General features: G+C 67.2%; 23 protein-coding genes and 1 riboswitch. Of the genes, 13 read left to right on the top strand and 10 right to left on the bottom strand.

Going from position 1 to position 26,248, the window contains the following annotated elements; all coding sequences use genetic code 11:
- Positions 1-104 precede the first annotated feature (104 nt).
- Together ACFWF1_RS19360 and ACFWF1_RS19355 are read left to right on the top strand one after the other, a co-directional pair.
- Complete coding sequence (locus ACFWF1_RS19360; RefSeq protein ID WP_379281155.1) at positions 105-1,163, top strand: ABC transporter permease; 1,059 nt, start codon at positions 105-107, stop codon at positions 1,161-1,163.
- Positions 1,164-1,196: 33 nt separating this feature from the next.
- Positions 1,197-1,958: an ABC transporter ATP-binding protein gene (locus tag ACFWF1_RS19355; protein WP_379281156.1), complete on the top strand. Its 762-nt coding sequence runs from the start codon at positions 1,197-1,199 to the stop codon at positions 1,956-1,958.
- A 5-nt stretch (positions 1,959-1,963) separates the two neighbouring features.
- Here the strand turns inward: ACFWF1_RS19355 and ACFWF1_RS19350 are convergent, their stop codons facing one another.
- Positions 1,964-2,890 (bottom strand): LysR family transcriptional regulator, encoded by a 927-nt coding sequence (locus ACFWF1_RS19350; RefSeq protein WP_379281157.1) that lies wholly within the window; start codon positions 2,888-2,890, stop codon positions 1,964-1,966.
- A 140-nt stretch (positions 2,891-3,030) separates the two neighbouring features.
- Between ACFWF1_RS19350 and ACFWF1_RS19345 the strand changes: the two genes are divergently transcribed.
- Together ACFWF1_RS19345 and ACFWF1_RS19340 are read left to right on the top strand one after the other, a co-directional pair.
- A complete protein-coding gene (locus ACFWF1_RS19345) occupies positions 3,031-4,413 on the top strand; it encodes an MFS transporter (protein WP_379281158.1) in 1,383 nt (460 codons plus the stop codon).
- A complete protein-coding gene (locus ACFWF1_RS19340; protein ID WP_379281159.1) occupies positions 4,410-5,156 on the top strand; it encodes a 3-hydroxybutyrate dehydrogenase in 747 nt (248 codons plus the stop codon). Before ACFWF1_RS19345 ends, ACFWF1_RS19340 begins: the two co-directional genes overlap by 4 nt.
- 8 nt (positions 5,157-5,164) lie before the next feature.
- Here the strand turns inward: ACFWF1_RS19340 and ACFWF1_RS19335 are convergent, their stop codons facing one another.
- On the bottom strand, positions 5,165-5,758 hold the full coding sequence (locus ACFWF1_RS19335) for a TetR/AcrR family transcriptional regulator (RefSeq protein WP_379281160.1): 594 nt from the start codon (positions 5,756-5,758) through the stop codon (positions 5,165-5,167).
- Between the two features lie 93 nt (positions 5,759-5,851).
- On the opposite strand from ACFWF1_RS19335, the gene ACFWF1_RS19330 reads away from it, so the two are divergent.
- Together ACFWF1_RS19330 and ACFWF1_RS19325 are read left to right on the top strand one after the other, a co-directional pair.
- Positions 5,852-7,492: a carboxyl transferase domain-containing protein gene (locus ACFWF1_RS19330; protein WP_379281161.1), complete on the top strand. Its 1,641-nt coding sequence runs from the start codon at positions 5,852-5,854 to the stop codon at positions 7,490-7,492.
- Positions 7,493-7,497: 5 nt separating this feature from the next.
- Positions 7,498-9,561 carry an acetyl/propionyl/methylcrotonyl-CoA carboxylase subunit alpha gene (locus tag ACFWF1_RS19325; RefSeq protein WP_379281162.1) on the top strand — a complete coding sequence of 688 codons (2,064 nt, stop codon included), beginning with the start codon at positions 7,498-7,500 and terminating at the stop codon, positions 9,559-9,561.
- On the opposite strand, the gene ACFWF1_RS19320 is transcribed toward ACFWF1_RS19325, so the two are convergent.
- Positions 9,512-10,663, bottom strand: coding sequence for an RNA-guided endonuclease InsQ/TnpB family protein (locus tag ACFWF1_RS19320; protein ID WP_379281163.1), 1,152 nt, complete (start codon positions 10,661-10,663; stop codon positions 9,512-9,514). The two genes, ACFWF1_RS19325 and ACFWF1_RS19320, sit on opposite strands and share 50 nt — an antisense overlap.
- Before the next feature lie 91 nt (positions 10,664-10,754).
- Between ACFWF1_RS19320 and ACFWF1_RS19315 the strand changes: the two genes are divergently transcribed.
- From ACFWF1_RS19315 to ACFWF1_RS19300, 4 genes are read left to right on the top strand one after another with little or no spacing between them, the layout of a single operon-like run.
- A complete protein-coding gene (locus tag ACFWF1_RS19315; RefSeq protein WP_379281164.1) occupies positions 10,755-11,915 on the top strand; it encodes an acyl-CoA dehydrogenase family protein in 1,161 nt (386 codons plus the stop codon).
- Positions 11,916-11,953: 38 nt separating this feature from the next.
- A complete protein-coding gene (locus ACFWF1_RS19310) occupies positions 11,954-12,412 on the top strand; it encodes a MaoC family dehydratase (protein WP_379281225.1) in 459 nt (152 codons plus the stop codon).
- Complete coding sequence (locus tag ACFWF1_RS19305; RefSeq protein ID WP_379281165.1) at positions 12,409-13,221, top strand: HpcH/HpaI aldolase/citrate lyase family protein; 813 nt, start codon at positions 12,409-12,411, stop codon at positions 13,219-13,221. The genes ACFWF1_RS19310 and ACFWF1_RS19305 overlap by 4 nt, the downstream gene beginning before the upstream one ends.
- Before the next feature lie 30 nt (positions 13,222-13,251).
- Positions 13,252-15,201, top strand: a complete 1,950-nt coding sequence (locus tag ACFWF1_RS19300; protein ID WP_379281166.1) for an acetoacetate--CoA ligase — start codon at positions 13,252-13,254, stop codon at positions 15,199-15,201.
- A gap of 30 nt (positions 15,202-15,231) precedes the next feature.
- Here ACFWF1_RS19300 and ACFWF1_RS19295 read toward each other — a convergent pair whose 3' ends face one another.
- Entirely contained in the window at positions 15,232-15,408 is a 177-nt protein-coding gene (locus ACFWF1_RS19295; RefSeq protein WP_379281167.1) for a hypothetical protein, read from the bottom strand.
- A 259-nt stretch (positions 15,409-15,667) separates the two neighbouring features.
- Positions 15,668-15,837: riboswitch (M-box (ykoK) riboswitch) on the bottom strand.
- Between the two features lie 132 nt (positions 15,838-15,969).
- On the opposite strand from ACFWF1_RS19295, the gene ACFWF1_RS19290 reads away from it, so the two are divergent.
- The 3 genes from ACFWF1_RS19290 (at position 15,970) to ACFWF1_RS19280 (ending at position 20,187) form a co-directional block, all read left to right on the top strand.
- Positions 15,970-17,310: a cytochrome P450 gene (locus tag ACFWF1_RS19290; RefSeq protein WP_379281168.1), complete on the top strand. Its 1,341-nt coding sequence runs from the start codon at positions 15,970-15,972 to the stop codon at positions 17,308-17,310.
- 199 nt (positions 17,311-17,509) lie between these two features.
- Entirely contained in the window at positions 17,510-18,754 is a 1,245-nt protein-coding gene (locus ACFWF1_RS19285) for a TetR/AcrR family transcriptional regulator (protein ID WP_379281169.1), read from the top strand.
- A gap of 188 nt (positions 18,755-18,942) precedes the next feature.
- Positions 18,943-20,187 carry a TetR/AcrR family transcriptional regulator gene (locus tag ACFWF1_RS19280; protein ID WP_379281170.1) on the top strand — a complete coding sequence of 415 codons (1,245 nt, stop codon included), beginning with the start codon at positions 18,943-18,945 and terminating at the stop codon, positions 20,185-20,187.
- Here the strand turns inward: ACFWF1_RS19280 and ACFWF1_RS19275 are convergent, their stop codons facing one another.
- From ACFWF1_RS19275 to ACFWF1_RS19250, 6 genes are read right to left on the bottom strand one after another with little or no spacing between them, the layout of a single operon-like run.
- Entirely contained in the window at positions 20,188-20,838 is a 651-nt protein-coding gene (locus ACFWF1_RS19275; protein ID WP_379281171.1) for a hypothetical protein, read from the bottom strand.
- Positions 20,839-20,849: 11 nt separating this feature from the next.
- Positions 20,850-22,028 (bottom strand): MCE family protein, encoded by a 1,179-nt coding sequence (locus tag ACFWF1_RS19270; protein WP_379281172.1) that lies wholly within the window; start codon positions 22,026-22,028, stop codon positions 20,850-20,852.
- The gene (locus ACFWF1_RS19265; protein ID WP_379281173.1) at positions 22,025-23,107 is read right to left on the bottom strand and encodes an MCE family protein; all 1,083 of its coding nucleotides are present in this window, start codon (positions 23,105-23,107) and stop codon (positions 22,025-22,027) included. Before ACFWF1_RS19265 ends, ACFWF1_RS19270 begins: the two co-directional genes overlap by 4 nt.
- Complete coding sequence (locus ACFWF1_RS19260; protein ID WP_379281226.1) at positions 23,104-24,204, bottom strand: MCE family protein; 1,101 nt, start codon at positions 24,202-24,204, stop codon at positions 23,104-23,106. Before ACFWF1_RS19260 ends, ACFWF1_RS19265 begins: the two co-directional genes overlap by 4 nt.
- On the bottom strand, positions 24,204-25,226 hold the full coding sequence (locus ACFWF1_RS19255) for an MCE family protein (protein WP_379281174.1): 1,023 nt from the start codon (positions 25,224-25,226) through the stop codon (positions 24,204-24,206). The genes ACFWF1_RS19260 and ACFWF1_RS19255 overlap by 1 nt, the downstream gene beginning before the upstream one ends.
- Positions 25,226-26,248, bottom strand: a complete 1,023-nt coding sequence (locus ACFWF1_RS19250) for an MCE family protein (protein ID WP_379281175.1) — start codon at positions 26,246-26,248, stop codon at positions 25,226-25,228. Before ACFWF1_RS19250 ends, ACFWF1_RS19255 begins: the two co-directional genes overlap by 1 nt.

The following is a 26,248-nucleotide window of genomic DNA, read 5'->3' as shown; positions in this document are numbered from 1 at the left end:
GGTGGCATCCATCGAAAGGTGTAAACCGCCACCCACCCTTCGATGGTGCGCCTTTCCTTCCCGCGCGCGATGGCCGACGGCGCGCCGCGCGGAACAGTGAAGGCATGTTCGTCGCACTCCGAGACCTGCGCGCCGCCCGCGGCCGCTTCCTGCTCATCACCCTGGTCGTCACCCTGGTGGCGCTGCTGGTGAGCTTCCTCAGCGGGCTCACCGCCGGGCTCGCGCACCAGAACATCTCGGCCGTCGAATCGTTCCCCGGCGACACCATCGTCTTCGCCGACACCGGCGCCGCACCATCCTTCGACGCCTCGACGCTGACCGCCGAGCAGGTCGCCGCCTGGCAGGCCGCGGCGGGCCCGAACGGCACCGTCGACCCGATCGGCATCAGCCACGGCAAGGTCGATCCCAGCGGACGAGCCTCGGTGCAGGTCGCCTTCTTCGGCACCACCGGAACAGCATTCGGCAACCGCTCCGCAACCGAGAACGGCAGCGTGGTGCTCAGCACCGGCGCGGCCAAGGATCTCGGCGCCGGGGCGGGCGACTCCGTCACCATCAGCGGCCGCGCATTCACCGTTGCCGCGGTGCGCGGCGACGACTGGTACAGCCACACACCGGTGGTCTGGACAACCCTGGCCGACTGGCAGGCGATGAGCCCGCGCTCCGGCGCGGCCACCGTGCTCGCGGTCTCCGGCGTCGCCGATCGAACAGCGGTGAACGCCACCGCCCACACGCAGACAACCGACCCATCCGGCGCGCTGTCCGCGCTCAGTGCCTACAAAGCCGAGAACGGCTCACTGACCCTGATGACCGTGCTGCTGTTCGCCATCTCGGCACTGGTGATCGGCGCCTTCTTCACCGTGTGGACCGTCCAGCGCATGCCCGACGTCGCCACCCTCAAAGCCCTCGGCGCCACCTCCGGCTCCCTGGTCCGCGACGCCCTCGCCCAAGCCGCCATCGTGCTGACCGCCGGCGTCGCCGTCGGCCTCGGAATCACCGTCGCCGCAGCCGCTTTCATGGGCGACGCCCTCCCCTTCGTCCTGAGTCTCACGACTACGCTGCTGCCCGCGCTGGCCCTGATCGTGCTCGGCCTACTCGGTGCCGCCTTCGCCCTCCGCTTCCTGTTCACCACCGACCCACTAACGGCCCTCGGCGCCGCACGCTGACCCACCAGCATTGAGCCACTGGAGTTTTCGAGCATGACCACCGCGATCCGCACCAGCACCGCCCTCACCGTCGACAACGTGACCCTCACCTACCCCGACGGCACCGGCCGACTCACCGCCCTCGACCGAGTAAGCCTGCGCGTCACCGGCGGCACCATCGCCGCCATCACCGGCCCCTCCGGCTCAGGCAAATCCAGCCTCCTGGCCGTAGCCTCCACCCTCATCCACCCTGACTCCGGCCAGATCACCCTCGAAACCCCCACCGGCACCACCGATCTCGCCACCGTGGGCCGCCGCGAGGCCGCCGCCCTCCGCCGTTCCACCATCGGCATAGTTTTCCAACAGCCGAACCTCATCCCCGCCCTCACCGCAATTGAACAACTCGAAGTGATGTCCCACCTAGGCCAGCACTTCCACATCTCCGCTCACCAACGCCGCGAAACCCGCACCAGGGCAATAGAACTCCTCGACGCTGTCGGCCTGGCCGACCAACAGTCCAAACGCCCCGCCCAACTCTCCGGCGGCCAACGCCAACGCGTCAACATCGCCCGAGCCCTGATGAACAACCCCGCCCTACTCGTCATCGACGAACCAACCAGCGCCCTCGACACCGAACGAGGCTCCACCATCATCGATCTCATCCTCACCATCGTCCGTGATCACGACACCGCCACCCTCCTGGTAACCCACGACCGCACTCACCTCCACCGCATGAACGCCGTCTACACCATGACCGACGGCCACCTCACCGAAGACACAAGCGCACGCAACCTTGCCCGGACCATCGGGTCTTGAGACCGTCAGCGAGGTAGGCCGAGGAGCTCGTCGCGCTCGTGGTGGACCTTGGCGCGGAGGGCGTCCACGAAGGCGGCTACTTCGGGGCGGCGGAGGGTTTCGGCGCGGGCGACGAGCCAGTAGGCGAGTTGGACGGAGACCTGGTTGGGGAGGACTCGGGTGAGGTCGGGGTGGCGGTCGGCCATGAAACAGGGCAGTAGGCCGATTCCTGCGGCGGCTCGGGTGGCTTCTACGTGGACGAAAACGTTTGTGGAGGTTACGGATTCGCGCATGGCGGGGGCGAAGCTGGAGGCTAGGTCGAGGTCGTCTACTTGGAGCATGGAGTCGATGAAGTAGACGAGGGGGTGGGCGGCCAGGTCGTTGATGGTTGTGGGGGTGCCGTGTTCGGCTAGATAGTCTCGGCTGCCGTAGAGGCCTAGGCAGTAGTCGGAGAGGCGGATTGCGGTGGCGCGGTGGACTTGGGGTTCGCCTACTACTACTTCGAGGTCCAGGCCGGAGCGTTGGGTGGAAGCTCGTCTTGTGGTGGCGACGATTTCGACGGTGATCTTGGGGTGTTGGCGTTGCACCTCGGCGGCGGCGGGGGCGGCGAGGTAGGCGCTGAAGCCGTCGGTTGCGGAAATCCGTACTACTCCTTCGAGGACTCGGCTGCCGTCGGCATCGGCGGCGAGGGATTTGACGGCCGACTCGATCGCCTCGGCGGCGGCCAGCGCTTCCTTACCGAGTTCGGTGAGCTCCCAGCCGCCCGCGGCGCGCGTGAGGACCCGGCCCCCCAGGGTGTGTTCCAGCGCGGCGATACGACGGGAAATGGTGGTGTGGTTGATGCCGAGTTCCTCGGCCGCCGACACGAAACGTCCCGATCGGCCGACTGCGAGCAGCACCAGCAGGTCGTCCGCGCTCGGCCGACGGGCAGACCCCGCGGAACCGACGTTCATATCTGCATACTCGCAGATACCCACTGCACATCTAGTCATTGCGGACAAACCCATCTGCACTAATACTTCGTTGCAGCCGAGATTTGTGGGGGCCATCACATCTACACCCTGATGTGACCCCTGGCACGAAGGAGAGTTCGATGAGCGTGCGCAGTGCTTTGTGGCCGAGCGACCCGGACGGGGTGCCGACCGGCTTGAGACGGGTGGTAGCCGCGTCGATGGCGGGCACGGTCGTCGAATGGTACGAGTTCTTCCTCTACGGCACCGCCGCGACGCTGGTGTTCAGCAAGGTGTTCTTCGCCAAGGGCACCGACGATCTGGACGCGATTCTGGCCGCCTTCATCACCTATGCCGTCGGCTTCGCCGCACGCCCGTTGGGCGGCATCGTCTTCGGGCATTTCGGCGACAAGTACGGGCGCAAGAAGCTGTTGCAATTCAGCCTGATCCTGGTGGGCGCGTCGACGTTCCTGATGGGCTGCCTGCCGACGTTCGGTCAGATCGGCTACTGGGCGCCCGCACTGCTGGTGGTGCTGCGCTTCATCCAGGGTTTCGCGGTCGGCGGCGAATGGGGCGGCGCGGTTCTCCTTGTGGCCGAACACAGTCCGACGCGCAGTCGCGGTTTCTGGGCCAGTTGGCCGCAAGCCGGCGTGCCGATGGGGAACCTGCTGGCGACGGTGGTGCTGCTGGCACTGACCAGTTGGCTGTCCGACGCCGCCTTCCTCAGTTGGGGTTGGCGCGTTGCCTTCTGGCTGTCCGCGGTGGTCGTGCTCGTCGGCTACTACATCCGCACCAAGGTCACCGACGCGCCCATTTTCGTTGCCGCGCAACAGGAAGTGGAAAAGATCAAGGCGACGTCACTGAGCGTCGTCGAGGTGCTCAAGCGCTACCCGCGTGGCGTACTCACCGCCATGGGACTGCGTTTCGGCGAGAACATCCTGTACTACCTGGTGGTCACCTTCACCATCACCTACCTCAAGGTGCAGGTGCACGTCGACACCAAGGTCATCCTCTGGTGGCTGCTCGCCGCGCACGCCGTGCATTTCGTGACGATCCCGCTGGTCGGGCGGCTGTCCGATCGCTTCGGCAGGCGACCGATCTACCTGATCGGCGCGCTCACCGCGGGCACCTGGGGCTTCTTCGCCTTCCCGATGATGGACAGCGGCCACAACGCGATCATCCTGTTCGCCATCATCATCGGCCTGGTCTTCCACGCGTTCATGTATGCGGGCCAGCCCGCGATCATGGCCGAGATGTTCCCGACCCGCATGCGGTATTCCGGTGTGTCCCTTGGCTATCAGGTCACCTCGATCGTGGCGGGCTCGCTCGCGCCGATCATCGCCGTGCGCCTGCTCAACACCTACAAGTCCGCGGTGCCCATCGCGATCTACCTGGCCATCGCCGCGGCGGTCACCGTGGTCGCGGTCTTCTTCGCCCGTGAAACGAAAGGCCTGGACTTGGAAACCGTCGACCTCGCCGACGCCGAATACCTGGCAGGCAAGCCCGCCACGGTGGCCGCCACATGAGCGACCTCACCGGCCGTTCCGCCCTGATCACCGGCGGCGCCAGCGGTATCGGCGCCGCCTGCGCACGGACCCTCGCCGCCCGCGGCGCGCTGGTCACCATTGCCGATATCGACGAGGTCGGCGCCAAGGCGCTGGCCCGCGAACTCGACGGAAGGTCGTGGGCGGTAGACCTTCTCGACGTCGAGGCACTGGAAAAACTCGACCTCGAAGCGGACATCCTGGTGAACAACGCGGGGGTGCAAAGCATCAGCCCGATCGAGGACTTTGCCCCACGACAGTTCCGCACGCTGCTCACCCTGATGGTCGAGGCGCCGTTCCTGCTCATCCGGGCGGCTCTGCCGCACATGTACCAGCAGGGCTACGGCCGGATCATCAATATCTCGTCGGTGCACGGGATTCGGGCGTCCGAGTACAAGTCCGCGTACGTGACGGCCAAGCATGGCCTGGAGGGCCTGTCCAAGGTCACCGCGCTGGAGGGCGGCCGGCACGGCGTCACCAGCAACTGCGTGAGTCCCGGCTACGTCCGAACCCCGTTGGTGGACAAGCAGATCGCCGATCAAGCCAAGGCGCACAACATCCCCGAGCAGGAAGTGCTGGAGAAGATCCTGCTCACCGAGAGCGCGATCAAGCGCCTGGTCGAGCCGGAAGAGGTTGCCTCACTGGTGGGTTGGCTCGCCTCGGCCGACGCGGGCATGGTGACCGGCGCCTCCTACACCATGGACGGCGGGTGGAGCGCTCGATGACCGAGCGCTCAGCCCAAGGCCGACAGTGCCATTCGGCGCAGGATCGGCCTGGCGCGCACGGCGGTCGCCGTGCTCGCGCTGTGCGGGGTGGAGTTGATCAGCCCGAAGGCGGCGTGGGCCTGCACCCGCGCCGTCTCCTCGGGTAGCCCGGGATGCAGCTCGCGCAGCACCGTGACCCAGATCTCCACGTATTGCCGCTGGGTACGGCGCAGCTCCCGCCGGGCGGTGGCGGGCACGTTCTCCAGATCACGATCCTGGATCCGGATCAGATCCGGATCGCCGAGCGCGAAGTCCAGGTGGAAGTCGACGAGACCGTCCAACGCGTCCGCCGCGTCGGTGGTGCGCGCGACCACCGCCTTGCCGCCGTCGAGCAGCCGCTGGCTGACGCCGACGAGCAACTCCACCAGCAACGCTTCCTTGTTCGGGAAATGGCGGTAGACCGCGGGCCCGCTGATGCCGACCGCCGCGCCGAGGTCGTCCAGGCGCATGCCGAGGAAACCGCGGTCGGCGATGAGCCGGGCACCGGCATCGAGGAGCTGTTGCCGTCGCTGCGCCTTCAGCTGTTCACGGCGGGTGAGCGTGCCGGGGTCAGTGCTGGTCACACGCGCTCCTTTCGCCCTACCTGGACATCTCGGTTAACCAAGATTAACCTGGATTCCAGTTATCGGCGACTAACTGACCGACAGGATCACGTGATGACCGTTACTGATGAGGCCGTCGACAACCGAGTAGCCCACAAGGCACTGGTAAACGACCTGAGCGCCCGGCTTGCCACCGCCGCGCTCGGCGGGTCCGAGAAGGCGCGGGACCGCCATGTAGCACGCGGCAAGCTGCTGCCGCGCCAGCGGGTGGACCAGCTGCTCGACCCGGGCGGCCCCTTCCTCGAGCTCTCCCCACTCGCCGCGACCGGGATGTACGGCGACGAATCCCCCGGCGCAGGCATCATCACCGGAATCGGGCGGGTGTCCGGCCGCGAATGCGTGATCGTGGCCAATGACGCCACCGTCAAGGGCGGCACCTACTACCCGATGACGGTGAAGAAGCATCTGCGCGCGCAAGAGATCGCGTTGCAGAACCAGTTGCCGTGTGTGTATCTCGTCGATTCCGGCGGCGCCTACCTGCCCGAGCAGGACGAGGTGTTCCCCGACCGCGAGCACTTCGGGCGCATCTTCTACAACCAGGCGACCATGAGCGCCAAGGGAATTCCGCAGATCGCCGCGGTACTCGGCTCCTGCACCGCGGGCGGCGCGTACGTGCCTGCGATGAGCGACGAGGCGGTGATCGTGCGCAATCAGGGCACCATCTTCCTCGGCGGCCCGCCGCTGGTGAAGGCGGCGACCGGCGAGGTGGTCACCGCGGAGGAGCTCGGCGGCGGCGAACTGCATTCGCGCACTTCGGGTGTCACCGATCATCTGGCCGAGGACGATCAGGACGCGCTGCGCATCGTGCGCCGCATCGTCGCGACCCTCGGCCCGCGCCCGGCGAGTCCGTGGGCGGTGCTGCCGACGGTGGCGCCCGCCGCGCCCGAGTCGGAGTTGTACGACGTGGTGCCGGTCGACCTGCGCACCCCGTACGACGTCCGCGAGGTGATCCATCGCCTCGTCGACGGTGGTCCACGCCCGGGGACGGCAGCCGGCGAAGCCGGCGGGGTGGGTGAACTCCGCGACAGCGCCTTCCACGAGTTCAAGGCCGAGTACGGCAAGACCCTGGTCACCGGTTTCGCGCATATTCACGGCCACCCGGTCGGCATCGTCGCCAACAACGGCGTGCTGTTCAGCGAATCCGCCATGAAGGGCGCGCATTTCATCGAGCTGTGCGACAAGCGCAAGATCCCGCTGCTGTTCCTGCAGAACATCACCGGGTTCATGGTCGGCCGCGACTACGAGGCGGGCGGCATCGCCAAGCACGGCGCGAAGATGGTCACCGCGGTGGCCTGCGCCCGGGTACCGAAGCTGACCGTGGTGATCGGCGGCTCGTACGGCGCGGGCAACTATTCGATGTGCGGGCGCGCGTATTCGCCTCGCTTCCTGTGGATGTGGCCCAATGCCAGGATCTCGGTGATGGGCGGCGAGCAGGCGGCCTCGGTTCTGTCGACGGTGCGCGGCGATCAGCTCGACAGCTCGGGACAGCCGTGGTCGGCCGAAGACGAGGAGGCGTTCAAGGCGCCGATCCGCGACCAGTACGAGAGCCAGGGCAACCCCTACTACTCGACGGCCCGGCTGTGGGATGACGGCGTCATCGATCCCGCCGATACGAGAACCGTGCTCGGACTTGCCCTTTCGGTGTGCGCGCAGGCGCCGCTCGAACCCGTTTCCTACGGCGTCTTCCGGATGTGAGTGCGATGCTGAACAAATCTCATCCCGTCGGATTCGACACCATCCTCGTCGCCAATCGTGGCGAGATCGCGGTGCGCGTCATCCGCACGTTGCGCGCCATGGGGATTCGCTCGGTCGCGGTCTACAGCGACGCCGATGCCGACGCCAGGCACGTGCACGAGGCAGACACCGCCGTGCGGCTCGGTCCGGCACCCGCGCGCGAAAGTTACCTCGCCATCGACAAAGTGGTGGCCGCCGCCGTGCGCACCGGCGCGCAGGCCGTGCACCCCGGCTACGGATTCCTCTCCGAGAACGCCGCGTTCGCCGCGGCACTCGCGGACGCGGGCATCGTCTTCCTCGGCCCGCCCGTCCGCGCGATCGAGGTGATGGGCGACAAGATCGCGGCGAAGAACACCGTCTCCGCTTTCAATGTCCCGGTCGTGCCCGGCATCGCCAGGCCGGGCCTGACCGACGCGGACCTGATCGAGGCGGCAGCCGAGGTCGGCTACCCGGTGCTGGTCAAGCCCTCGGCAGGTGGTGGCGGCAAGGGTATGCGGCTGGTCGAGGATCCCGCCAAGCTGCCGGACGCGCTGCTCAGCGCGCGCCGCGAGGCCGCAGCCGCGTTCGGTGACGACACGCTGTTCCTGGAACGCTTCGTCACCCGCCCGCGGCACATCGAGGTGCAGGTGCTCGCCGACCAGTTCGGCAACGTGCTGCACCTGGGCGAACGCGAATGCAGCCTGCAACGCAGGCATCAGAAGGTGATCGAGGAGGCGCCCTCCCCGCTGCTCGACGCCGCGACGCGGGCCAGGATCGGCGCCGCCGCCTGCAACACCGCGCGCAGTGTCGACTACGTCGGCGCGGGCACGGTCGAGTTCATCGTCTCCGCCGACCGGCCGGACGAGTTCTTCTTCATGGAGATGAATACCCGGCTGCAGGTGGAACATCCGGTCACCGAGCTGGTCACCGGCATCGACCTGGTGGAAGCCCAGGTCCGGGTGGCGGCCGGGCAGAAGCTCGCGGTGGAGCAGGCCGAGATCCGGATGATCGGGCACGCCATCGAGGCCAGGGTGTACGCCGAGGATCCCGGTCGCGGATTCCTGCCCACCGGCGGCACGGTGCTCGCCCTGTCCGAGCCCGAAGGCGTTGGGGTCCGGGTGGATTCGGGCCTGCGCGTCGGCACCGTGGTCGGCAGCGACTACGACCCGATGCTGTCGAAGGTCATCGCGCACGGCGCCGACCGGACTGCGGCGATCGCGAAACTCGATCGGGCACTGGGCGATACGGTACTGCTCGGCGTGACCAGCAATATCGAATTCCTCCGCTTCCTGCTCGCCGACCCGAATGTCGCGGCGGGACATCTGGATACCGGGCTACTGGATCGCCGAGTCGCCGACTTCCACCCCACCCCGGTCGATGACGAGTTGTTCCTGGCCGCCGCCACCTACCTCTGGCTGCGGCGCTGGCCGACGACGCAGAGCGATCCCTGGCACGTCCCCTCCGGCTGGCGCATCGGCACCGCCGCCCCGACCCCGCTCCGCCTGGCCGGCGGTGATCGAACCGAACACGTCTACCTCACCGGTACCCCCACCGACGCGACGGCACGCATCGGCGAGGGCGAATCAACCTCGATCACAGCGACTTTCGATGACAACCTGCTGACACTGACACTGGACGGCATCCGCCGCGAATACCGGATCGCCGAACACGACGGACAACTGTGGCTGGCCGGACCATCCGGCATCGCGATGCTGCGCGAGGTCGCCGAGGCCAGCGTGCGCGGCACCACCGAACACGTCGGCGACGCCGAAATCAAGAGCCCCATGCCGGGTTCGGTGATCGCGGTGCAGGCCGACACCGGCAGCACCGTCGCCGCGGGCGCCCCGGTCGTCATCGTGGAAGCGATGAAGATGGAACACTCACTCACCGCGCCGATCGCCGGAACCGTCGAAATACTGGTGACACCGGGCACCCAGGTGCGCCTCGACCAAGTCCTTGCCCGCTTAACGCCTCCCCTGCCCGAGGCAGGAGATTTCACGCTCAGACCGCAACCGAACCAGCCGCCCGAAGGAGGTGATCCGCTTGTCTGACGTCGTCAACACGTGTGTGGCCGCGCTCTGCCACAGCCAGGATCACTCTGGCAGCATTCCGATCCCGACAGTCGGTGAACCCGCAGCTGTGGCACCGGAAAGTTCGCTCCCCGAGCTCGAGTCGCTGCTTGGCTCTCGCAAAACAACTCGAACACGTCATGCTCGTATAGGCGGGCCGCACCAACACCACCCTCCGGCCAGCCCGCACACCACGCTCGACCAACTCCCGCTTCGCCGCACCGATCGCCGCATCCGCAGCCTTCCGCGCCATCGTGGACTTCGCCAGGAACATCGGCTTGAAATCTTCCACCGCGATCACATCATGACGGTCGACAACACTTTTCGCCCAGACCCGCGAATCGTGCTGGGTTTGCCGAGCCGCCTTTTTATGCAGCTTCGCGGCCACTCGCGCGGCCCGCTGATACCCGCGCGACTGCGGACCGCGCTTGCTGTGCCTCCGCGCCATCTTGCGTTGCGCCCGAGCCAGTTCCGCCGCGCAGCGGGCACGGTACCCACGATAGGGAAGATCGAACGCAGGATCGGTAGTCGTGGCGGTGGTACGCATGCCCCAGTCGATGCCGATGTCACTCTCAGCCACGGGAGTGGGCTCGACGATACGGCGCACGACGAACGACGCGTACCAGTGGCCGAGCGAATCCCTGGTGATCCGCACACTGCTCGGTTCGGACGGCAACTCCCGCGACCACACCACCGGGATACTGATGCCCTTGGCCAGCATCAGCCGCCCATCACTGATAGTGAATCCGCAGCGCGTGTACTGCAACGAAACTCGGGACCTCTTGCGCGCCTTGAACACCGGCCGCCCCCGCCCCTTGACGGTGAACGACTGAGTCAGCGCTTGCGCGTAAGTCCGCAGCGTCTGTTGTTGGGCAACCTGCGATCCCTCTCGCAACCACATGTTCTGACAGCGGGCCGCGGTCAGGAGCTTGCTCAGCGTGCCGAAGGTCGGCTTGTTGCCCGACTTCTGCTGGTGGACAGCCTCATTCCACAGGAACCGGCATCGATCCCACTCGGCGAGCAGAGCAGATTTCGCAGTGCGGCCCGGCCGCAAACGAAAGCTGTACCGCACCACCTCATCCATGCCCCACAACCTAGCCCGCACCACCGACACCGAACGGAGGACAGCGCTTCCATCCCCTCGTAAACGAGGGGGTAACCGCGCTAAACATCTCATGACCGACTTCCTGTCCACCGGCGCGCTGCCGCAGGAGTACCGCGACCTCGCCATGACCGTGCGCGATTTCGCGCGGACGGTGGTCGCGCCGGTGGCCGCCGAGCACGACGCGAAGCACACCTTCCCGTACGAGGTGGTCGCGGGCATGGCCGACATGGGCCTGTTCGGCCTGCCGTTCCCCGAGGAGTACGGCGGCATGGGCGGCGACTACTTCGCGCTGTGCCTGGCGCTCGAGGAGCTCGGCAAGATCGACCAGAGCGTGGCCATCACCCTGGAGGCCGGTGTCTCGCTCGGCGCGATGCCGATCTACCGCTACGGCAACGACAAGCAGAAGCAGGAGTGGTTGCCGCAGTTGACGAGTGGGCGTTCGCTCGCCGCGTTCGGGCTCACCGAACCCGGCGCGGGCAGCGACGCGGGCGGCACCAAGACCACCGCGATCGTCGACAGCGGCGACTGGGTCATCAACGGCAGCAAGCAGTTCATCACCAACTCCGGCACCGACATCACCACGTTGGTCACGGTGACGGCGGTGACCGGCCAGCACGGTGGCAAGAAGGAGATCTCCACCATTCTGGTGCCCACCGACACCCCGGGCTTCGTCGCCGAACCCGCCTACAACAAGGTCGGCTGGAACGCCTCGGACACCCATCCGCTCAGCTTCACCGACGTCCGGGTGCCGGAGGAGAACCTGCTCGGCGAGCGCGGCCGCGGCTACGCGAACTTCCTGCGCATCCTGGACGAGGGCCGCATCGCCATCGCGGCGCTGGCGGTCGGCGCCGCGCAGGGCTGCGTCGATGAGAGCGTCCGCTACGCCAAGGAACGCGAGGCGTTCGGCCAGGTCATCGGCCGCAATCAGGCCATCGCCTTCAAGATCGGCCGGATGGAGGCGCGGGCGCACACCGCACGCACCGCCTACTATGACGCCGCGGCGCTGATGCTGGCGGGCAAGCCGTTCAAGAAGCAGGCGTCCATCGCCAAACTGGTGGCCAGCGAGGCGGCGATGGACAATTCCCGCGACGCCACCCAGATCTTCGGCGGCTACGGCTTCATGAACGAATACCCGGTGGCCCGGCACTACCGGGACAGCAAGATCCTCGAAATCGGCGAGGGCACAACGGAGGTGCAGTTGATGCTGATCGGACGGGAGCTCGGGCTGTGACTGAAACCGACAACTTGCGCCGAGTAGTACAGATCGGCATGTGGTTCGAGGAACTCGAAACCGGCGTGCTGTACGAGCACCGGCCCGGCCGCACCATGACCGAGACCGACAACGTGTTGTTCAGCACGCTGACCATGAATCCGCAAGGGCTGCATATCGATGCGGCCTATAGCGAAGCCCAGGAGCCGTTCCATCAGCGCCTGGTCAACTCGCTGTTCACCCTCGGCACCATGGTCGGCCTCGCGGTGGCGCACCTGACCCAGGGCACCACCGTCGCCAATCTCGGCTTCTCCGAGGTGAAGTTCCCGGCCCCGCTGTTCCACGGCGACACCGTCTACGCGGAAACCGAGGTGCTGGACAAGCGGGTGTCGAAGAGCAGGCCGGGCGAGGGCATCGTGACCTTCCGCCACACCGCGCGCAACCAGCACGGCACCGTCGTCGCGGTCGCGGTGCGCAACGCGATGATTCGCCTGCGCCCCGAATCCGGTCAGCCGTGACGTGGGAGATGCCGGGCCCGGCCTGGCTGTTCTGCCCGGCGGATCGACCGGAACGCTACGAAAAGGCCGCCGCGGCAGCGGATGTGGTGATCCTCGACCTCGAAGACGGCGTTGCCGCCGGCGACAAGGCGGCGGCACGCAAGGCGCTCGTAGCGACTCCGCTGGATCCCGAGCGCACGGTGGTCCGGGTCAATGCCGCAGGCACCGACGAGCACGCGCTCGATCTGGCCGCGCTGGCCGACACCCGGTATCGGCGCGTGATGCTGCCGAAATGTGAATCGGCCGAACAAATTACGGCGCTGGCCGAGTACGAGGTGATCGCGCTGATCGAGTCGCCGCTCGGCGCGCTCACGGTCGGCACCGCGCTGACGGCGGACAATGCGATCGGCGTGATGTGGGGCGCGGAGGATCTCGTCGCCGGGCTAGGCGGCAAATCGAGCAGGCACGCCGACGGCAGCTATCGCGAGGTGGCACGCCACGTCCGGTCCACCTCGCTGCTCGCGGCCAAGGCGTACGGGAAGTTCGCGCTCGACTCGGTGTATCTCGACATCCGCGACCTCGACGGCCTACGCGCCGAGGCCCTGGATGCGGTCGCCGTCGGATTCGACGCGAAGGTCGCCATCCATCCCAGCCAGGTACCGGTGCTGCGCGCGGCCTACGCGCCGTCGGCGGACGAGATCGACTGGGCCAGCAGGGTACTCGACGAAGTACCGAAGCATCGTGGCGTGTTCGCCTTCGAGGGCCGCATGGTCGACGCCCCCGTCCTGCGACATGCCGAGCAGATCGTGCGGCGCGCGGCGCGCGCCTGACCACCAGTTCGAACAGCCAGGAGGAACGCGGTGCAACCACAGTGGGTGCCGACCGAGCAGGATATCGCCGACGCCAGGATCACCGACTTCGCGAAGTTCGTCGAGGGGCGCACCGGTGTCGCCACCCCCGACTACCAGGCACTCTGGCAGTGGTCGGTCGATGAGCTGGCCGAGTTCTGGCGCGCGGTGTGGGACTACTTCGAGCTCGGCGAGGTCGCGGGCGAGGTGCTCGCCAGCGCCGAAATGCCCGGTGCGCAATGGTTTCCCGGTACCCGGTTGAACTATGTCGATCAGCTCATCCGCCAGTTCCGCAGCGACCGGCCCGCGATCATCGGCGTCTCCGAGGACGCTCCGCCGCGCGAGGTGTCCTGGGCCGAATTGATCGATGACACAGCGGCATTGGCGCGCACCCTGCGCTCCATGGGGGTCCAGGCGGGCGATCGGGTCGCGGGCTATCTGCCCAACATCCCGGAGACGGTCGTCGCGCTACTGGCTACCGCCAGCATCGGGGCGGTCTGGAGCGCCTGCGGCCAGGACTATTCGTCCAAGGCCGCACTGGATCGGCTCGGGCAGCTCGAACCCACCGTGCTGATCACCGTGGACGGCTACCGATTCGGCGGCAAAGCGCACGACAAGCGTGCCGACATCGCCGCGCTGCAAGCCGGTCTCGGCACGCTGCGCGGCACGATCGCGGTCTCCCAGCTCGGCCTCGACGTCGCGGACGCGACCGCATGGACCGACGCGATCGCCAACGACGAGGCCGCGCCCGCCGTGATCACCACGGAGCCGGTCGATTTCGACCATCCGCTGTGGATCGTGTTCTCCTCCGGCACCACCGGACTGCCGAAGGGCATCGTGCACGGCCACGGCGGCGTGCTGCTGGAACACCTCAAAGCCGTTGCCCTGCAAACCGATATCGGGCCCGACGACACCTTCTTCTGGTACACCAGCCCGAGCTGGATGATGTGGAACTTCCAGGTCTCCGGCCTGCTGGTCGGCGCGACCATCGTCTGTTACGACGGCAGCCCCACCTACCCGGCAGCGGATGGGTTGTGGCGCATCGCCGCCGAGACGCGGACCACCGTGCTCGGCACCAGTCCCGGCTACGTGCTCGCCTGCATCAAGGCGGGCGCCGTGCCGCGCACCGAGCACGACCTGTCCGCGCTGCGCTCGGTGGGCATCACCGGCGCGTCGCTGCCCACCTCGTCGGCGCTCTGGTTGGGCGAGAACGCCGGTGACCACGTCCAGGTCAATTCGATCAGCGGCGGCACCGACGTGGTGTCCGCCTTCATGGGCGCGTCCCGCATCGTCCCGGCCTGGCCGGGCGAGCTGTCGACCCGCTTCCTCGGCGCGGCGCTGGAGTCCTTCGACGGCACCGGGCAGCCGGTCCGGGGCGAGGTCGGCGAGCTCGTGCTCACCAAGCCGATGCCGTCGATGCCGGTCCGCTTCTGGCACGATCCGGACGGAAAGCGTTATCACGACGCCTATTTCGACATGTATCCCGGCGTGTGGCGACACGGCGACTGGATCACCATCACCGACCGCAACTCCATCGTCGTGCACGGCCGATCCGACTCCACCCTCAACCGGCACGGCATCCGGATGGGCAGCGCCGATATCTATCAGTCCGTCGAACGCCTCCCGGAGATCGCCGAGGCCCTGGTGATCGGTGCCGAGCAACCGGACGGCGGCTACTGGATGCCGTTGTTCGTGGTACTCGCCCCCGGCGCGGAACTCACCGAGGACCTGAAGACCCGCATCAAGACCACCATTCGCACCGAGGTCTCGCCGCGCCACGTCCCCGACGAAATCCTCCTCGCCCCCGGCATCCCGCACACCCGCACCGGCAAGAAGCTAGAGGTCCCGATCAAGAAGCTGTTCCAGGGTGCCGAGGCCGCCCGGGTCGTCGAACGCAGCGCCGTCGACAACCCGGACCTGCTCGACTGGTACTCGGCGCAGCGCCCGAACACCGGAAGCTAGCGGCCCAGCACCGGCCGCTAGGCGCCGGGGTCAGCGGTAATAGGGATGCCCGCCCATCGAGGCCGTGAAAATGGCGGCTCGGGCGGCGCGGGCCTCGGCAAGGTTGCGGTGCTCTTCGGGAGTGAGGCGGTACCGGGCCAGTACTCGGCGGGCCGAGTGGATCAGCGCGGGCCACACCGGTAGCTGACGGGGAAATGCGAACGTCATGATGGACTCCTTCGGGGAAAGGCCCACCACCACAACCGATTTCGGACACGACCGAATGCCCGAATCGAAAACGCTTCGGGGTTAGTCGATCACACGGCGGCAGTGGGCCGGGAGCGAGTGGGAGGTCGAATCCGTACTCGGATACGGACTATCGCCTGACTTCACGTCCCTCACCTCCTTGCTGCCGTGACGCACGCGCGTCGCCGAATACCGGTGCCGGGACCACACAAGGCAGGGGACGCCGGCCGAAACGGCTGGACGGGCACCCCTCTCGTCAGAGCTTCGGCACTGCACGACGTATCCCGTACCGGGAAGCCACCTGGGATCGCCCCTTAATCCGAAGCGATCTGTCCTGATCCTGGGCGTCTCTCGACGTCGTCGGATCAGTGGCCTGTGTTCGCGCAGGAGCCTCGCCTAGCGAGGTGCTGACCGATTCAGGATGGCCGCTCGGCGCGGCCGCGTCAAGTACGGTTGATTACCTGTCACGTTATAGACCCGGTGGGTTGTATCTCTTAGCGTGGGATGAAACAGGTTCGTCTCATACTCAACGAAGGTGGCACTGTGGCCGCACAGGATGTTCGAGAACGCGACGAGACCGCCACCTATCCGCCGGGGTCGCGACTGCCCGCCTTCGTGCAAAGCCTGCTGTTCCAGCTCAACCGCCAGCGCTTCGTACCCGCTGTCGCCCGCCGGTACGGCGAGGTCTTCACGCTGCGCATCCCGCCGGTCGCCGACCATTCGGTGGTGTTCTCCCGCCCGGAACACATCAAGGAGATTTTCGCGGGCAACCCGCGCGACCTGCACGCGGGCGAGGGCAACCAGGTCCTCGGCGTCGTCATGGGCCAGCACTCCCTGCTGCTCACCGACGAAGACGAGCACGCGCGCGCCAGACGACTGCTGATGCCCGCCTTCAACGGCTCGGCGCTGCGCGCCTACCGCGACCTGGTCGCCGACATCGCCGTCGCCGAAATCGACCGCTGGACACCGGGTTCCACGCTGCTCACGCTCGACCGGATGAACGCGCTCACCCTCGAGGTGATGATTCAGGTCGTATTCGGCGTCTCCGACGAACAGGCTCGCGCCGAGCTCGCGCCGCGACTGCGGCGGATCGTGCACCTCAATCCGCTGGTGTTCCTCGGGATCAAGTCGCCCCTGCTCAGCCGAATCGGGCCGTGGAAGCGCTTCGCCGAGAATCTGCACGCGGTCGACGCCCTGCTCTACGCCGAGATCGCCGGCCGTCGGCGCGCGCCGGACCTGGCCGAACGCACCGACGTGCTGTCCAGGCTGCTGCACGCGGGCACCGGCGACGACCACGATCCGCCGCTCACCGACGCCGAGCTGCGCGATCAGCTCGTCACGCTGCTGCTCGCCGGTCATGAGACGACCGCGTCGGCGCTGTCCTGGGCGCTGTACGAGATCGCGACGCATCCCGACATCCAGGAGGCGGCCGTCACCGCCGCGCGCACCGGCGACGACAAGTACCTCGAGGCCGTGCTGAAGGAAGCGATGCGGCTGCACGTCATCATCAACGGCACCAACCGAAAACTGACCAGGGACATGACAGTCGGCGGCCGTCGACTGCCCGCGGGCGCGGTGGTGAACACCTCGATCCTGCTCGCGCACCGCGATCCCGGCAACTATCCCGACCTCGCCGTCTTCCGGCCGGACCGCTTCCTCTCCGGTGAGGTGGCGCCGAATACCTGGCTGCCCTTCGGCGGTGGGGTCCGGCGCTGCATCGGCGCGGGCTTCTCCCTTATGGAGGGAACCGTGGTGCTGCGGGAAATCGTTGTGCGGCATGTCCTTTCGCGCCCCGAGGGCGCGGCGCCGGAACGCGCCAAAACTCGGAACATCACCACCGTCCCCGAGGGCAAGGCCCGCTTGGTCATCACGCCGCGCGACTGAGCGGGCAACGGCACTCGGCGCACCCGTGGCCGATCGGCTGTGGCGGCCCTCACCTGCGAAGACCCGCGCCTACGGGTCGGCTCGATGACCGCTGCCTTCCCGCAGGTACCACCACCGATTCCGGGTGACCTGGGGCACCCGGCCGGTCCGGTACCGAGCCGTAGCCCGTCCCACCTGCCCTGATCAGTACGATGTCCGCATGAGTGTCGACAATCGCCGTACGGCGCGGAAGGCGAGCACCGGCGACTCGGCACCCCGGGAGGTCCGGCGCAGGCCGAAGAATCGACGGGCGCAGATCGCCGCGGCTTCGGCCGCCGCGTTCGGCGCGCTCGGCTATCACGGCGTGAGCATGGAGGACATCGCCACCGGCCTCGGCATCAGTTCGGCGGCGCTGTATCGCCACTATCCGAGCAAGTACGCGCTGTTCCGGGAGGAATTGCTGCGGGTCGGCCGGGCGATGACCGAGTCGGTCGAGCTGCCCACGGAGGCCGCGGCATGGTCGCCCGAGCGGCGGCTGCGGCATGTGCTCGACGCACTCATCACCGTCACGATCGAGAACCGGCCGACGATCACCCTGGTGCGCTGGGAGGGCCGCTACCTCGAGCCCGACGATCTGACGCTGCTGAACGATCAGCAGTTCGCCGTGCTCGACGCGCTCGGCAGCCAAATCGCCGAGCTGCGGCCGGAACTGACCGAGGACGACACTCGCGTACTGCGGATGGCGCTGCTGAGCACGATCACCAGCATCGCCGACCACCACGCCACGCTGCCCGCGAAATCCCTTGCCCGACTGTTGAGTTCAGCGTGCTTGCCGATCATAGACACGGAATTGCCCGCGGAGCGGCCCGCCGAGCCGCTCCAGGTGGTCGAGATCCCGGACTCGTTCAAACACGAACTGCTGCTGCGCAAAGCGGTCGAGCTGTTCCATGAGCGCGGGTATCCCAATGTCAGCGTGGAGGACATCGCCACCGCCGCCGGACTGTCCGCCGCGTCGGCGGTGTACCGGTTCTATCGCGGCAAGAGCGATCTGCTCGCCGCGGCCTTTCGCCGTGCCGCGGAACGGGTTTCGGGCGCGGTCGGCCCGGCGGTCGCGACCGCCGCGAGCCCGGAGGGCGCCCTGACCGCGTTGATCGACCAGTACGTGGCGGGGTCGTTCGCCGAACGCGCGCTGACCTACGTGTATTTCACCGAGTTCCAGCATGTTCCCGCGGAGGAACGCACGGTGCTGCGAAACATTCAGCGGCTCAGCGTCGAAGAGTGGGCGCGGCTGCTGCGCGAGGTGCGGCCGGAGCTGTCGCCCGCCGAGGCGCGCTTCCTCATCCACGCCGCGTTCGCGTTGGTGGTGGATCTGGGGCGCGCGTTCGACAACCAGCCGATGGCGGCGCAGGGCCGGGTCCGCCTGTTGATGCAGGTGGTTCTTTTCGGGCGTCCCGCCGCGGTTTAGGCCCTCGGACAGCCGCGTGCGACCGAGGTACCGACCGGTCGCTTATGTTACGCAATATTCCACGCGCATGAGTCGGAATAGCTTCAGGTAGCAGACCAAATCATACAGTAATTGTGATCTTCAATTCAGTTTGATTCCAGGTCGGAAACGCCCCGCTGCCGAGCGTCCGGTTCGGCTACCATCGCGGCATGGGTGCCCAGGAAAGCCGTGCCGCGGACAAGGCGTCCGACCCGGCGGCGGCGCGCGTGGTCCGGCGGCGGCCGCGTGATCGGCGGGCGCAGATCGCGGCGGCCTCGGCGGAGGCGTTCGGGTCGCTCGGCTACCACGGCGTGAGCATGGAGGACATCGCGTCCCGGCTCGACATCAGCTCGGCCGCGCTGTACCGCCACTACCCGAGCAAGTACGCGCTGTTCCGCGAGGAAGCCCTGCGGCTCGGCACGCTCAGCGAAACGGCGGTGCGCCTGCCCGATTCGGCCGGTGGCTTGCCCGCCGCGATACAACTCGGGCGGGTCATCGATGCGCTCATCGCGTCCTCGATCGCCAATCGCCGCAGCGCCGCACTGCTGCGCTGGCAGCGCCGCTATCTCGACGAGGCCGACGCCGCGGTCCTGGACAGCCAACTGGCCAAGGTGAATTCGGTCCTCGCGTCGCTGCTCGCCGAGACGCGGCCGGAACTGAACAAGGCGGACCGGGCGGTGCTGTCGGCGGCGGTACTGAGCGTGCTCAGCAGCATCGGCGATCACCATGTATCGATCCCGGTGCGCGCGTTGACCACACTGCTCGGCACCGCCTGCCGGACGGCGGCAAGCTGTGCCCTGCCGCCCCCCGCCGAGCACGCCGAAACCCTTGCGGCAATAGAGATTCCGCTGACCTTCAAGCACGAGCTGCTGCTCGCGCGGGCGATCGAACTGTTCCATGAGCGCGGCTATCCGAACGTGAGCGTCGAGGACATCGCCACCGCCGCCGGGCTGCCCGCCTCGTCGGCGGTGTACCGCTTCTATCGCAGCAAGGGCGACATCCTCGCGGCCGCGTTCCGCCGTGCCGCGGAACGGGTTTCGGCCGCGATCGGCCCGGCGGTCGCGGCGGCGGACGGCCCGGAGCAGGCGCTGACGACGCTGATCGAGCTGTACGTGGCGGGCTCGTTCGCCGAGCGCGAGCTGACCTTCGTCTACTACGCCGAGATCAGCAATGTGCCCGCCGACGATCGGACGGTGCTGCGAAACATCCAGCGGCTCAACGTCGAAGAGTGGGCCAAGCTGCTCGCCGAGGTCCGGCCCGAGCTGTCCGCCGCCGAGGCCAGGCTGCTGGTGCACGCGGCGCTGGCCCTCGTCGTCGATCTGGGCCAGCGCTTCGGCTCCGACGACCCGGTGTGCTCGCGGCAGCGGGTGGTTCACCTGATGCGGGTCGTGCTGTTCGGTCGCGAGGGCGGGTAGCTACTGCTGCGGCGGCGGGGCGAGTGGCGAGTTCACCTTGTTCACCAGCCAGCGTCCGTCGACCTTCTCCAAGCGCATCACCATCGACAGCTGGCCGGGCGCGGGCTTGCCCTGGGTGCCCATACTGGTGATGGTCTGGCCGATCACCACGATGGCCTCGGCGGAGGTCTCGTCGCCGGTCTTGATCGCGCACTGGACGTCGTTGACCTTCGACACCACCGCGCCCTGGGTGAGCACATCGCGCAATTCCTTGCTGGTGCTGTCGAATTGCTTCTTCCAGTCACCGGTCGCGCCGTCCAGGACGGCGGCGAAGTAGGCGTCCAGCTTCTTGGCGTCGTAGTCGGCCAGGATCGGAGCGTACTTGCAGGCGGCGGTGCGTGCGTCCGCGTTGGCGGCGATGATCGCCTTGTTGCCTTTGTTCTGCATGTAGAGGACGGCGGTGGAAGTGATTGCGGCGCAGAGCAATACGCCTGCTGCCACGCGGAGCGCAATCCGTCCGGCTCGGCCAGGTATGAGCCGACTGCGTTTCGTCTCGACCGGCTGTGTCGCATCGGCCACTGCGGCCGAACCTTTTTTTGCCGCAACATCACTCGATTCGACGGGCGCCGATTCCTGGGTCAGCGCGTCGATCTCGCCCTCGTTCTTGTTCATCAGATGTGCTCCTATCTGCCAGGTGCCGGTCGGGACAGCTCGTTGCCGGTGACTCCGGGCGGCGGGCCGGATCCGTTGTCCGGCACGTTCGGTCGCGGCGCGTTGGCCGAACCACGAACCTGCAGCGCCGGATCGCTGGTGACGCAGTAGTTGTAAAGCCGCACCCTGGTATCGGCGGTCTTGTCGGTCGGCACCACGGGAATCGTGTCGTAGTCACAGCTCGGTCGTGGCCATGGATCGACGAGGGTGTGATAGGCGTTGTCGTGCGCCGGAATACCGATGGCCTCCGAACCGGTCCGCAGCGCGGGGAACAACGCGGCGATGGCCGGTGCGCGCAGCTTCGCGGCCCTGGTGATCGCGACGAAGTTGGTGACCAGGTTGGTCATCGGGTCCTCGGTGTCGCGCACGATGCCGCCGAGGGTGGCCAGCTGGCCGGGCCCGAGATCGAGGAACTTGCGGACCTCCTGATCGGCGGCGGTCATCTGCTGGAACAGCGCGCTGGAGCCGGTGGTCAGCGTGGTCAGGTCAGGTTGCGCGTGCGCGGTGGTGTCGGCGATCACCTCGAGGTTCTCGATGAGCTGCCTGGTCTGCGGCAGCAGATCGGTCAGCCCGGCCATGGCCCTGCTGATGCCGGAGATCATGTTGCGCAACCGATCCGGGCCGCCGGCCAGCGCCTTGTCGAGCTCGTCGACGATCACATTGAGTCGCGCCGGATTCATCCCGCCGATCAAGCCGCTCATGCTGCCGAGCACCGACTGCACCGTCACCGGTGTGGTGGTCCGTGCGCGCTCGACCACCGAACCGTCGCCCAGGTACGGTCCGCTGTCCACGTCCGGCCGGAAGTCGAGATACTGCTCCCCCGCCGCGGAGAGGCGGCCGACGGCGACGGTGCCGCCCACCGGAATCCTTGCGGTCTTGTCGATTTCGGCGATCGCCGCGACGCCGTCGCCGGAGATCCGCACGTTCTCCACCCGGCCGACGCGGGTGCCGCGGAAGGTGACGTCATTGTTCGCCGCCAGGCCGCCGGAGTTCTGCAACTCCACCCGCACCGTGTACGTGCTCGGCAGCGGATTGATCCGCAGCACGTTCACGCCGAGATAGGACACCCCGAGCACGAGCACCAGGATCAGGCCGATATTGGCCACCGCGACCCGATGCCGGACCAGCCATTGCCACAACGGCGGATTCATCGCCCACCGCCCTGCAGCCGGCCGATGACCTTCTCGATGACCTGCGCCAGACTGCCGATAAACGCAGGCACATCACCGATTTCGGGTGGCCTACTGCCCTTCGGATCGGTGAGCGCGCCGACGCTCAGATAGGACACGGTGGCCGCGACCGCGAGCGCCGGGCCGTCCAGGCTGGCCGAGATCGACGGGTAGATGGCGTGCAGCCCGTCCAGTGCGCCCGCGAGATCGTCACCCATCTGGGCGAATCCGGACATGAGCCGCTGGATGCTGTCGAACAGGCTGAGGAAATCCGGGCCGGTGGTATCGGTGAAGTCGCCGAGCGCGGCCATGGTCACCGAGACCTTGGCGATGAGATCGGCGATGGCCCTGTTGTTTTCGGCGACCAGGCCGATCAGCGGCGGAAAGGTGTCCGCGGCGGCGCCCAATTCGGCTTTGCGCCTGGCCAATTCGCCGGTGAGCGTGTTCATGCCGGACAGCACGCCATCCACGTCGGCGGTGCGCCGGTTGAGCGCGGCCAGCACGTCGGTCATCTCGGTGATCAGATGCGACAGCTCGGGCGCGCGCCCGGCGAACATGGAGTTCATCTCGGCGGTGATCCGCGCCGCCTGGTTGAGGCCACCGCCGTTGAGCAGCAACGAGACCGACATCATCAGCTGCTCCACCGAGGCGCCGGTCGCGGTGCGGTCGGGCGCGATGGTGTCGCCCGGCCGCAGCAACTCGGCGCTGTGCTGCTTGGTGGGCAGGGTCATCGCGACGAACATGTCGCCGAGCGGAGTGGCCTGCCGCAGCTCGGCGGTGGTGCCGCGAGGCAGCTGGATGTCCTCGCGGATCTGCATCTCCACGTCGGCGAGGAAGTCGGTGGTGCTGATCGCGGAGACCATGCCGACGTCGGTGCCGCCGATCTTGACGTGCGCGTTCGCGGGCAGGTTGAGGGCGTCCCGGAACACCGCGTGCAGGGTGTAACCCGGGCCGCCGATGCCTGGCTTGGGCAGCGGCACATTGTCCACCGTGACCGCACAACCCGAGGTCGCGCCAATGGCTGCTGCTACGGCGACCGCGGCCAGCGCGCGGGTCTTCATTTGGTGAGTCCGAGCAGTGCGGCGGTGAGCCCGAAGTCGGGGCCGAAGTCCTGGATCTTGCCGGTCCGGCAGCCGTCGAGACGCATCTGTACTCGTTCGCAGAACACCGACAGGGCCTCACCGTCGAGGACCGACTTGTCCAGCAGGCCGTGCAGGCGCAGCGCCTGATGTTCCCGGCTGGTCGCATTCGCCAGGTTCTGGAAGAACAACGGTGTGACGTCGGCGATTTCGGTGACCGAGCGCGCGTTCGCCCGCATCTGCGCGGTGAGGTTGGTGAAACGCGTTAAGGCGCCGAGCAGTTGCTCGCGATTGGTGCCCACCACCGTCGACGTGTTGGTGACGAAGTCGTTGAGCTGAGTCAGCACGGCCTGCAGCCCCGGCGCCTGATCACCCATCAGCTGCACCATGTCGGTGAGCCTGCCGCTGAAATCGCGCACCGTCTGGTCGTTCTCGGCGACGATCTGGGTGATCTCGTTGAGTTTCACGATGGTGTTGGAGATCTGGTCGCCATTGGCCAGGCTCACCTCGAACGCCGACGACATCGCGTCGAGCGTCGCGCGCAGCTTGTCTCCGTTGCCGTCGAGCAGCGGGAAGAGCACCCGGCTGGCCATCGGCCCGGTCTCGTTGTCGCCCTTCAACGCTCGGCCGAGCTGATCGAAATTATCCAGAATACGGTCGAGTTCGACCGGCGTGCGGGTGTGTTCGAGCGGGATGTGCGCGCCGTCGGCTAGCACCGGACCGTTGCCCTCGTAGGCGGGCGCGAGTTCGACGTGCCGGTTGGTGATCAGTTGCGGTGAGACAAGGGCCGCGATCGCGTCGGCGGGCACCTTGACGTTCTTGTCGATGGACATGGTCACCTCGACATAGCTGCCCTTGGCCGTCACCGTGTCGACCCGGCCCACCGGGACACCCAGGATCGCGACGTCGTTGCCCGCGTACAGACCGGCGACGTTCTCGAAATCGGCGCTGATTCGCAGGTGTTCGCCGAGATACTGGTCCGGCAGCCCGCTCAGGCTGTCCGGCAGCAGCGAACAGCCGGAGGCCACCGCGGTGACCCAGCACAACAAGGCGGTTTTCAGGAAAGTACTTATTTTCATCAGTTGCACCCCTGTACCGCGCCGGCGAAACACAGCCAGTTGTCCGGGAAGATCCACGGCGCCCACACATCGCCGTAGGGTCCGTTGCCGAGCGCATTGTTGAACTGCCGCAACGCGACCGGCATGATCTCGTAGAGCGAGTCGAGGTTGTCCCGGTTCTTCTCCAGGCCCTCGGACATGGTGTTCAGGCTCTGGATCATCGGCCCGAGCTGATCGTTGTTCTCCAAGCCCATCTGTTGCAGTAGCCGGGACAGCTCGGCGACATTGTCCAGCAACGACTTCAACATGGTCTGGCGCTGCGCGACGGCGTTCCCGATCGCCTCGCCGCGAGTCAGCAACAGCAGCACGCTGTTTCGGTTGTCCGACACCAGCTGCGAAACCTGATCCATGCCCTTCAACAACACGTCGACCTCGTCGCGGCGATCGTTTATCACCTTGGCGAGCGCACCGACGCTGTTCAGCGCCTCCACGGTGAGCTGCGGCGAATCGCCCATCTGCGTGCTGAGCAGGTCCAACGACTGACGCAGCTTGACCGGATCGATCCGCTCGATGCGCTCGAACGACGACTTGTACACCGGATCACGAATGACCTTGCCGAGGTTGTACGGCACCGAGGTGTTCACCAGCGCGATCCGGTTGCCCGGCAACCCTTTTCCGTTACCGGGTACCAACTCGACGTGCAGCTTGCCGAGAATCGTCGTCATCTTGATGGCTGCGTGCGCGTCCGGACCCAGCCGTAGGTCCCGGCGCACCCTCAGGTCCACCACGACTTTCGCACCATCGAGGCGCACCGCGCGCACCGAACCGACCTCGATACCGGACACATCCACCGACGTGCCCGCCCGCAGTCCCGCCGCCTGAGCAAACTCCGCCTGAATCGTCTTGTCTCCCAGTCGAGCCTGGGACAGGGCGCTGGAGCCGACCAGCAGCAGGACCACCGACCCCGCCGCGAGCAGGCCGAGCCACAGCAATCTGTTCCGCGGCAATCGGACCCGGCCGACCAGGGACCGCACTCGTGTCATCACCGGCACACCTCCGATTGCGAATTGCCGCCGACCTGCGAGAAGAGCCCGGGCGGCAGCAGTACACCCCACAGCGAGACATCGAGGCGGCAGATGTAGGCATTGCCGTAGGCGCCATAGCTGGTGAACCGGGCGATGCCATTGAGCAAATTCGGCAGCTCGACGGCCGCCTGGTCCAGCGAGGCGCCGTTGAGCAGCAGCAGCGCGACACCGCTCGTCGCATCGTTCTGTGCCCGAGCGATATTCGGCTTCACCTGCCCGATCAGCCGGGCCAGCGAGTCGGTCGAGGTGGCCACCTGATCGACCGAGCTTTTCAGCGACTCACCCTGCGCGTACAGCGATTCGACCAGCGAACGGGCCTGGGTGATCAGCGTTTCCAGCTCGCCGCTGCGGTGCGCGAGCCCGGCGATGACACTGCTCAGGTTGCTGATCACGTCGCCGAGGATCTTGTCGCGCTGCCCGAAGGTGCCCGCGAGCTCGGCGGCCTGGGTGATCAACGCGCTGAGCGAGACGTTGTTGCCCTGCAGGGCCTGGATCAGCGTCTCCGACAGCGAATTGATCTGATCCGGTTGCAGCACACTGAACAGCGGCTCGAACCCGGACAGCAGCGCCGACACATCGAACGAGGGCTCGGTGTGGTCGAGCGGTATCGCCGAACCCGCGGCGAGCACCTGGCCGCCGCCCGCGCCGGGCACCAGCGCGATATAGCGCTGGCCGATCAGATTCTGGTAGCGCACCAGGGCTTTCGTGGCGGTGGTCAGCCGCTGCCTGCGCTGGATGCGGAACTCGATGCGCGCGCGGTAGTCACCGTCGAAGTCGATGCCGTCCACCCGGCCGACCCGCACGCCCGCCATCCGGATGTCGTCGCCGACGCGCAGGCCGAGGACGTCGGAGAAGGTGGCGGAGTAGGAGTCGGTGTCGCCGGTCACCGAGCGCTGCAAGGTGGACCAGATCGTGTAGGTCAGCATGACCGCGACCACCGCGAAGAGGCTGAAGCCGATCAGCGCCTTACCTGACTTCAT

The organism is Nocardia sp. NPDC060255, from assembly GCF_042727395.1.
Taxonomy (GTDB): domain Bacteria; phylum Actinomycetota; class Actinomycetes; order Mycobacteriales; family Mycobacteriaceae; genus Nocardia.
The sequence above is the reverse complement of the archived record's forward strand: the minus strand, read 5'-3'. Positions and strand labels throughout refer to the sequence as shown.

Coding starts and splice junctions, on each gene's coding strand:
- ACFWF1_RS19360 (WP_379281155.1), top strand. CDS start 105: ATGTTCGTCGCACTCCGAGACCTGCGCGCCGCCCGCGGCCGCTTCCTG.
- ACFWF1_RS19355 (WP_379281156.1), top strand. CDS start 1,197: ATGACCACCGCGATCCGCACCAGCACCGCCCTCACCGTCGACAACGTG.
- ACFWF1_RS19350 (WP_379281157.1), bottom strand. CDS start 2,890: ATGAACGTCGGTTCCGCGGGGTCTGCCCGTCGGCCGAGCGCGGACGAC.
- ACFWF1_RS19345 (WP_379281158.1), top strand. CDS start 3,031: ATGAGCGTGCGCAGTGCTTTGTGGCCGAGCGACCCGGACGGGGTGCCG.
- ACFWF1_RS19340 (WP_379281159.1), top strand. CDS start 4,410: ATGAGCGACCTCACCGGCCGTTCCGCCCTGATCACCGGCGGCGCCAGC.
- ACFWF1_RS19330 (WP_379281161.1), top strand. CDS start 5,852: ATGACCGTTACTGATGAGGCCGTCGACAACCGAGTAGCCCACAAGGCA.
- ACFWF1_RS19325 (WP_379281162.1), top strand. CDS start 7,498: ATGCTGAACAAATCTCATCCCGTCGGATTCGACACCATCCTCGTCGCC.
- ACFWF1_RS19320 (WP_379281163.1), bottom strand. CDS start 10,663: ATGGATGAGGTGGTGCGGTACAGCTTTCGTTTGCGGCCGGGCCGCACT.
- ACFWF1_RS19315 (WP_379281164.1), top strand. CDS start 10,755: ATGACCGACTTCCTGTCCACCGGCGCGCTGCCGCAGGAGTACCGCGAC.
- ACFWF1_RS19310 (WP_379281225.1), top strand. CDS start 11,954: ATGTGGTTCGAGGAACTCGAAACCGGCGTGCTGTACGAGCACCGGCCC.
- ACFWF1_RS19295 (WP_379281167.1), bottom strand. CDS start 15,408: ATGACGTTCGCATTTCCCCGTCAGCTACCGGTGTGGCCCGCGCTGATC.
- ACFWF1_RS19285 (WP_379281169.1), top strand. CDS start 17,510: ATGAGTGTCGACAATCGCCGTACGGCGCGGAAGGCGAGCACCGGCGAC.
- ACFWF1_RS19280 (WP_379281170.1), top strand. CDS start 18,943: ATGGGTGCCCAGGAAAGCCGTGCCGCGGACAAGGCGTCCGACCCGGCG.
- ACFWF1_RS19275 (WP_379281171.1), bottom strand. CDS start 20,838: ATGAACAAGAACGAGGGCGAGATCGACGCGCTGACCCAGGAATCGGCG.
- ACFWF1_RS19270 (WP_379281172.1), bottom strand. CDS start 22,028: ATGAATCCGCCGTTGTGGCAATGGCTGGTCCGGCATCGGGTCGCGGTG.
- ACFWF1_RS19265 (WP_379281173.1), bottom strand. CDS start 23,107: ATGAAGACCCGCGCGCTGGCCGCGGTCGCCGTAGCAGCAGCCATTGGC.
- ACFWF1_RS19260 (WP_379281226.1), bottom strand. CDS start 24,204: ATGAAAATAAGTACTTTCCTGAAAACCGCCTTGTTGTGCTGGGTCACC.
- ACFWF1_RS19255 (WP_379281174.1), bottom strand. CDS start 25,226: ATGACACGAGTGCGGTCCCTGGTCGGCCGGGTCCGATTGCCGCGGAAC.
- ACFWF1_RS19250 (WP_379281175.1), bottom strand. CDS start 26,248: ATGAAGTCAGGTAAGGCGCTGATCGGCTTCAGCCTCTTCGCGGTGGTC.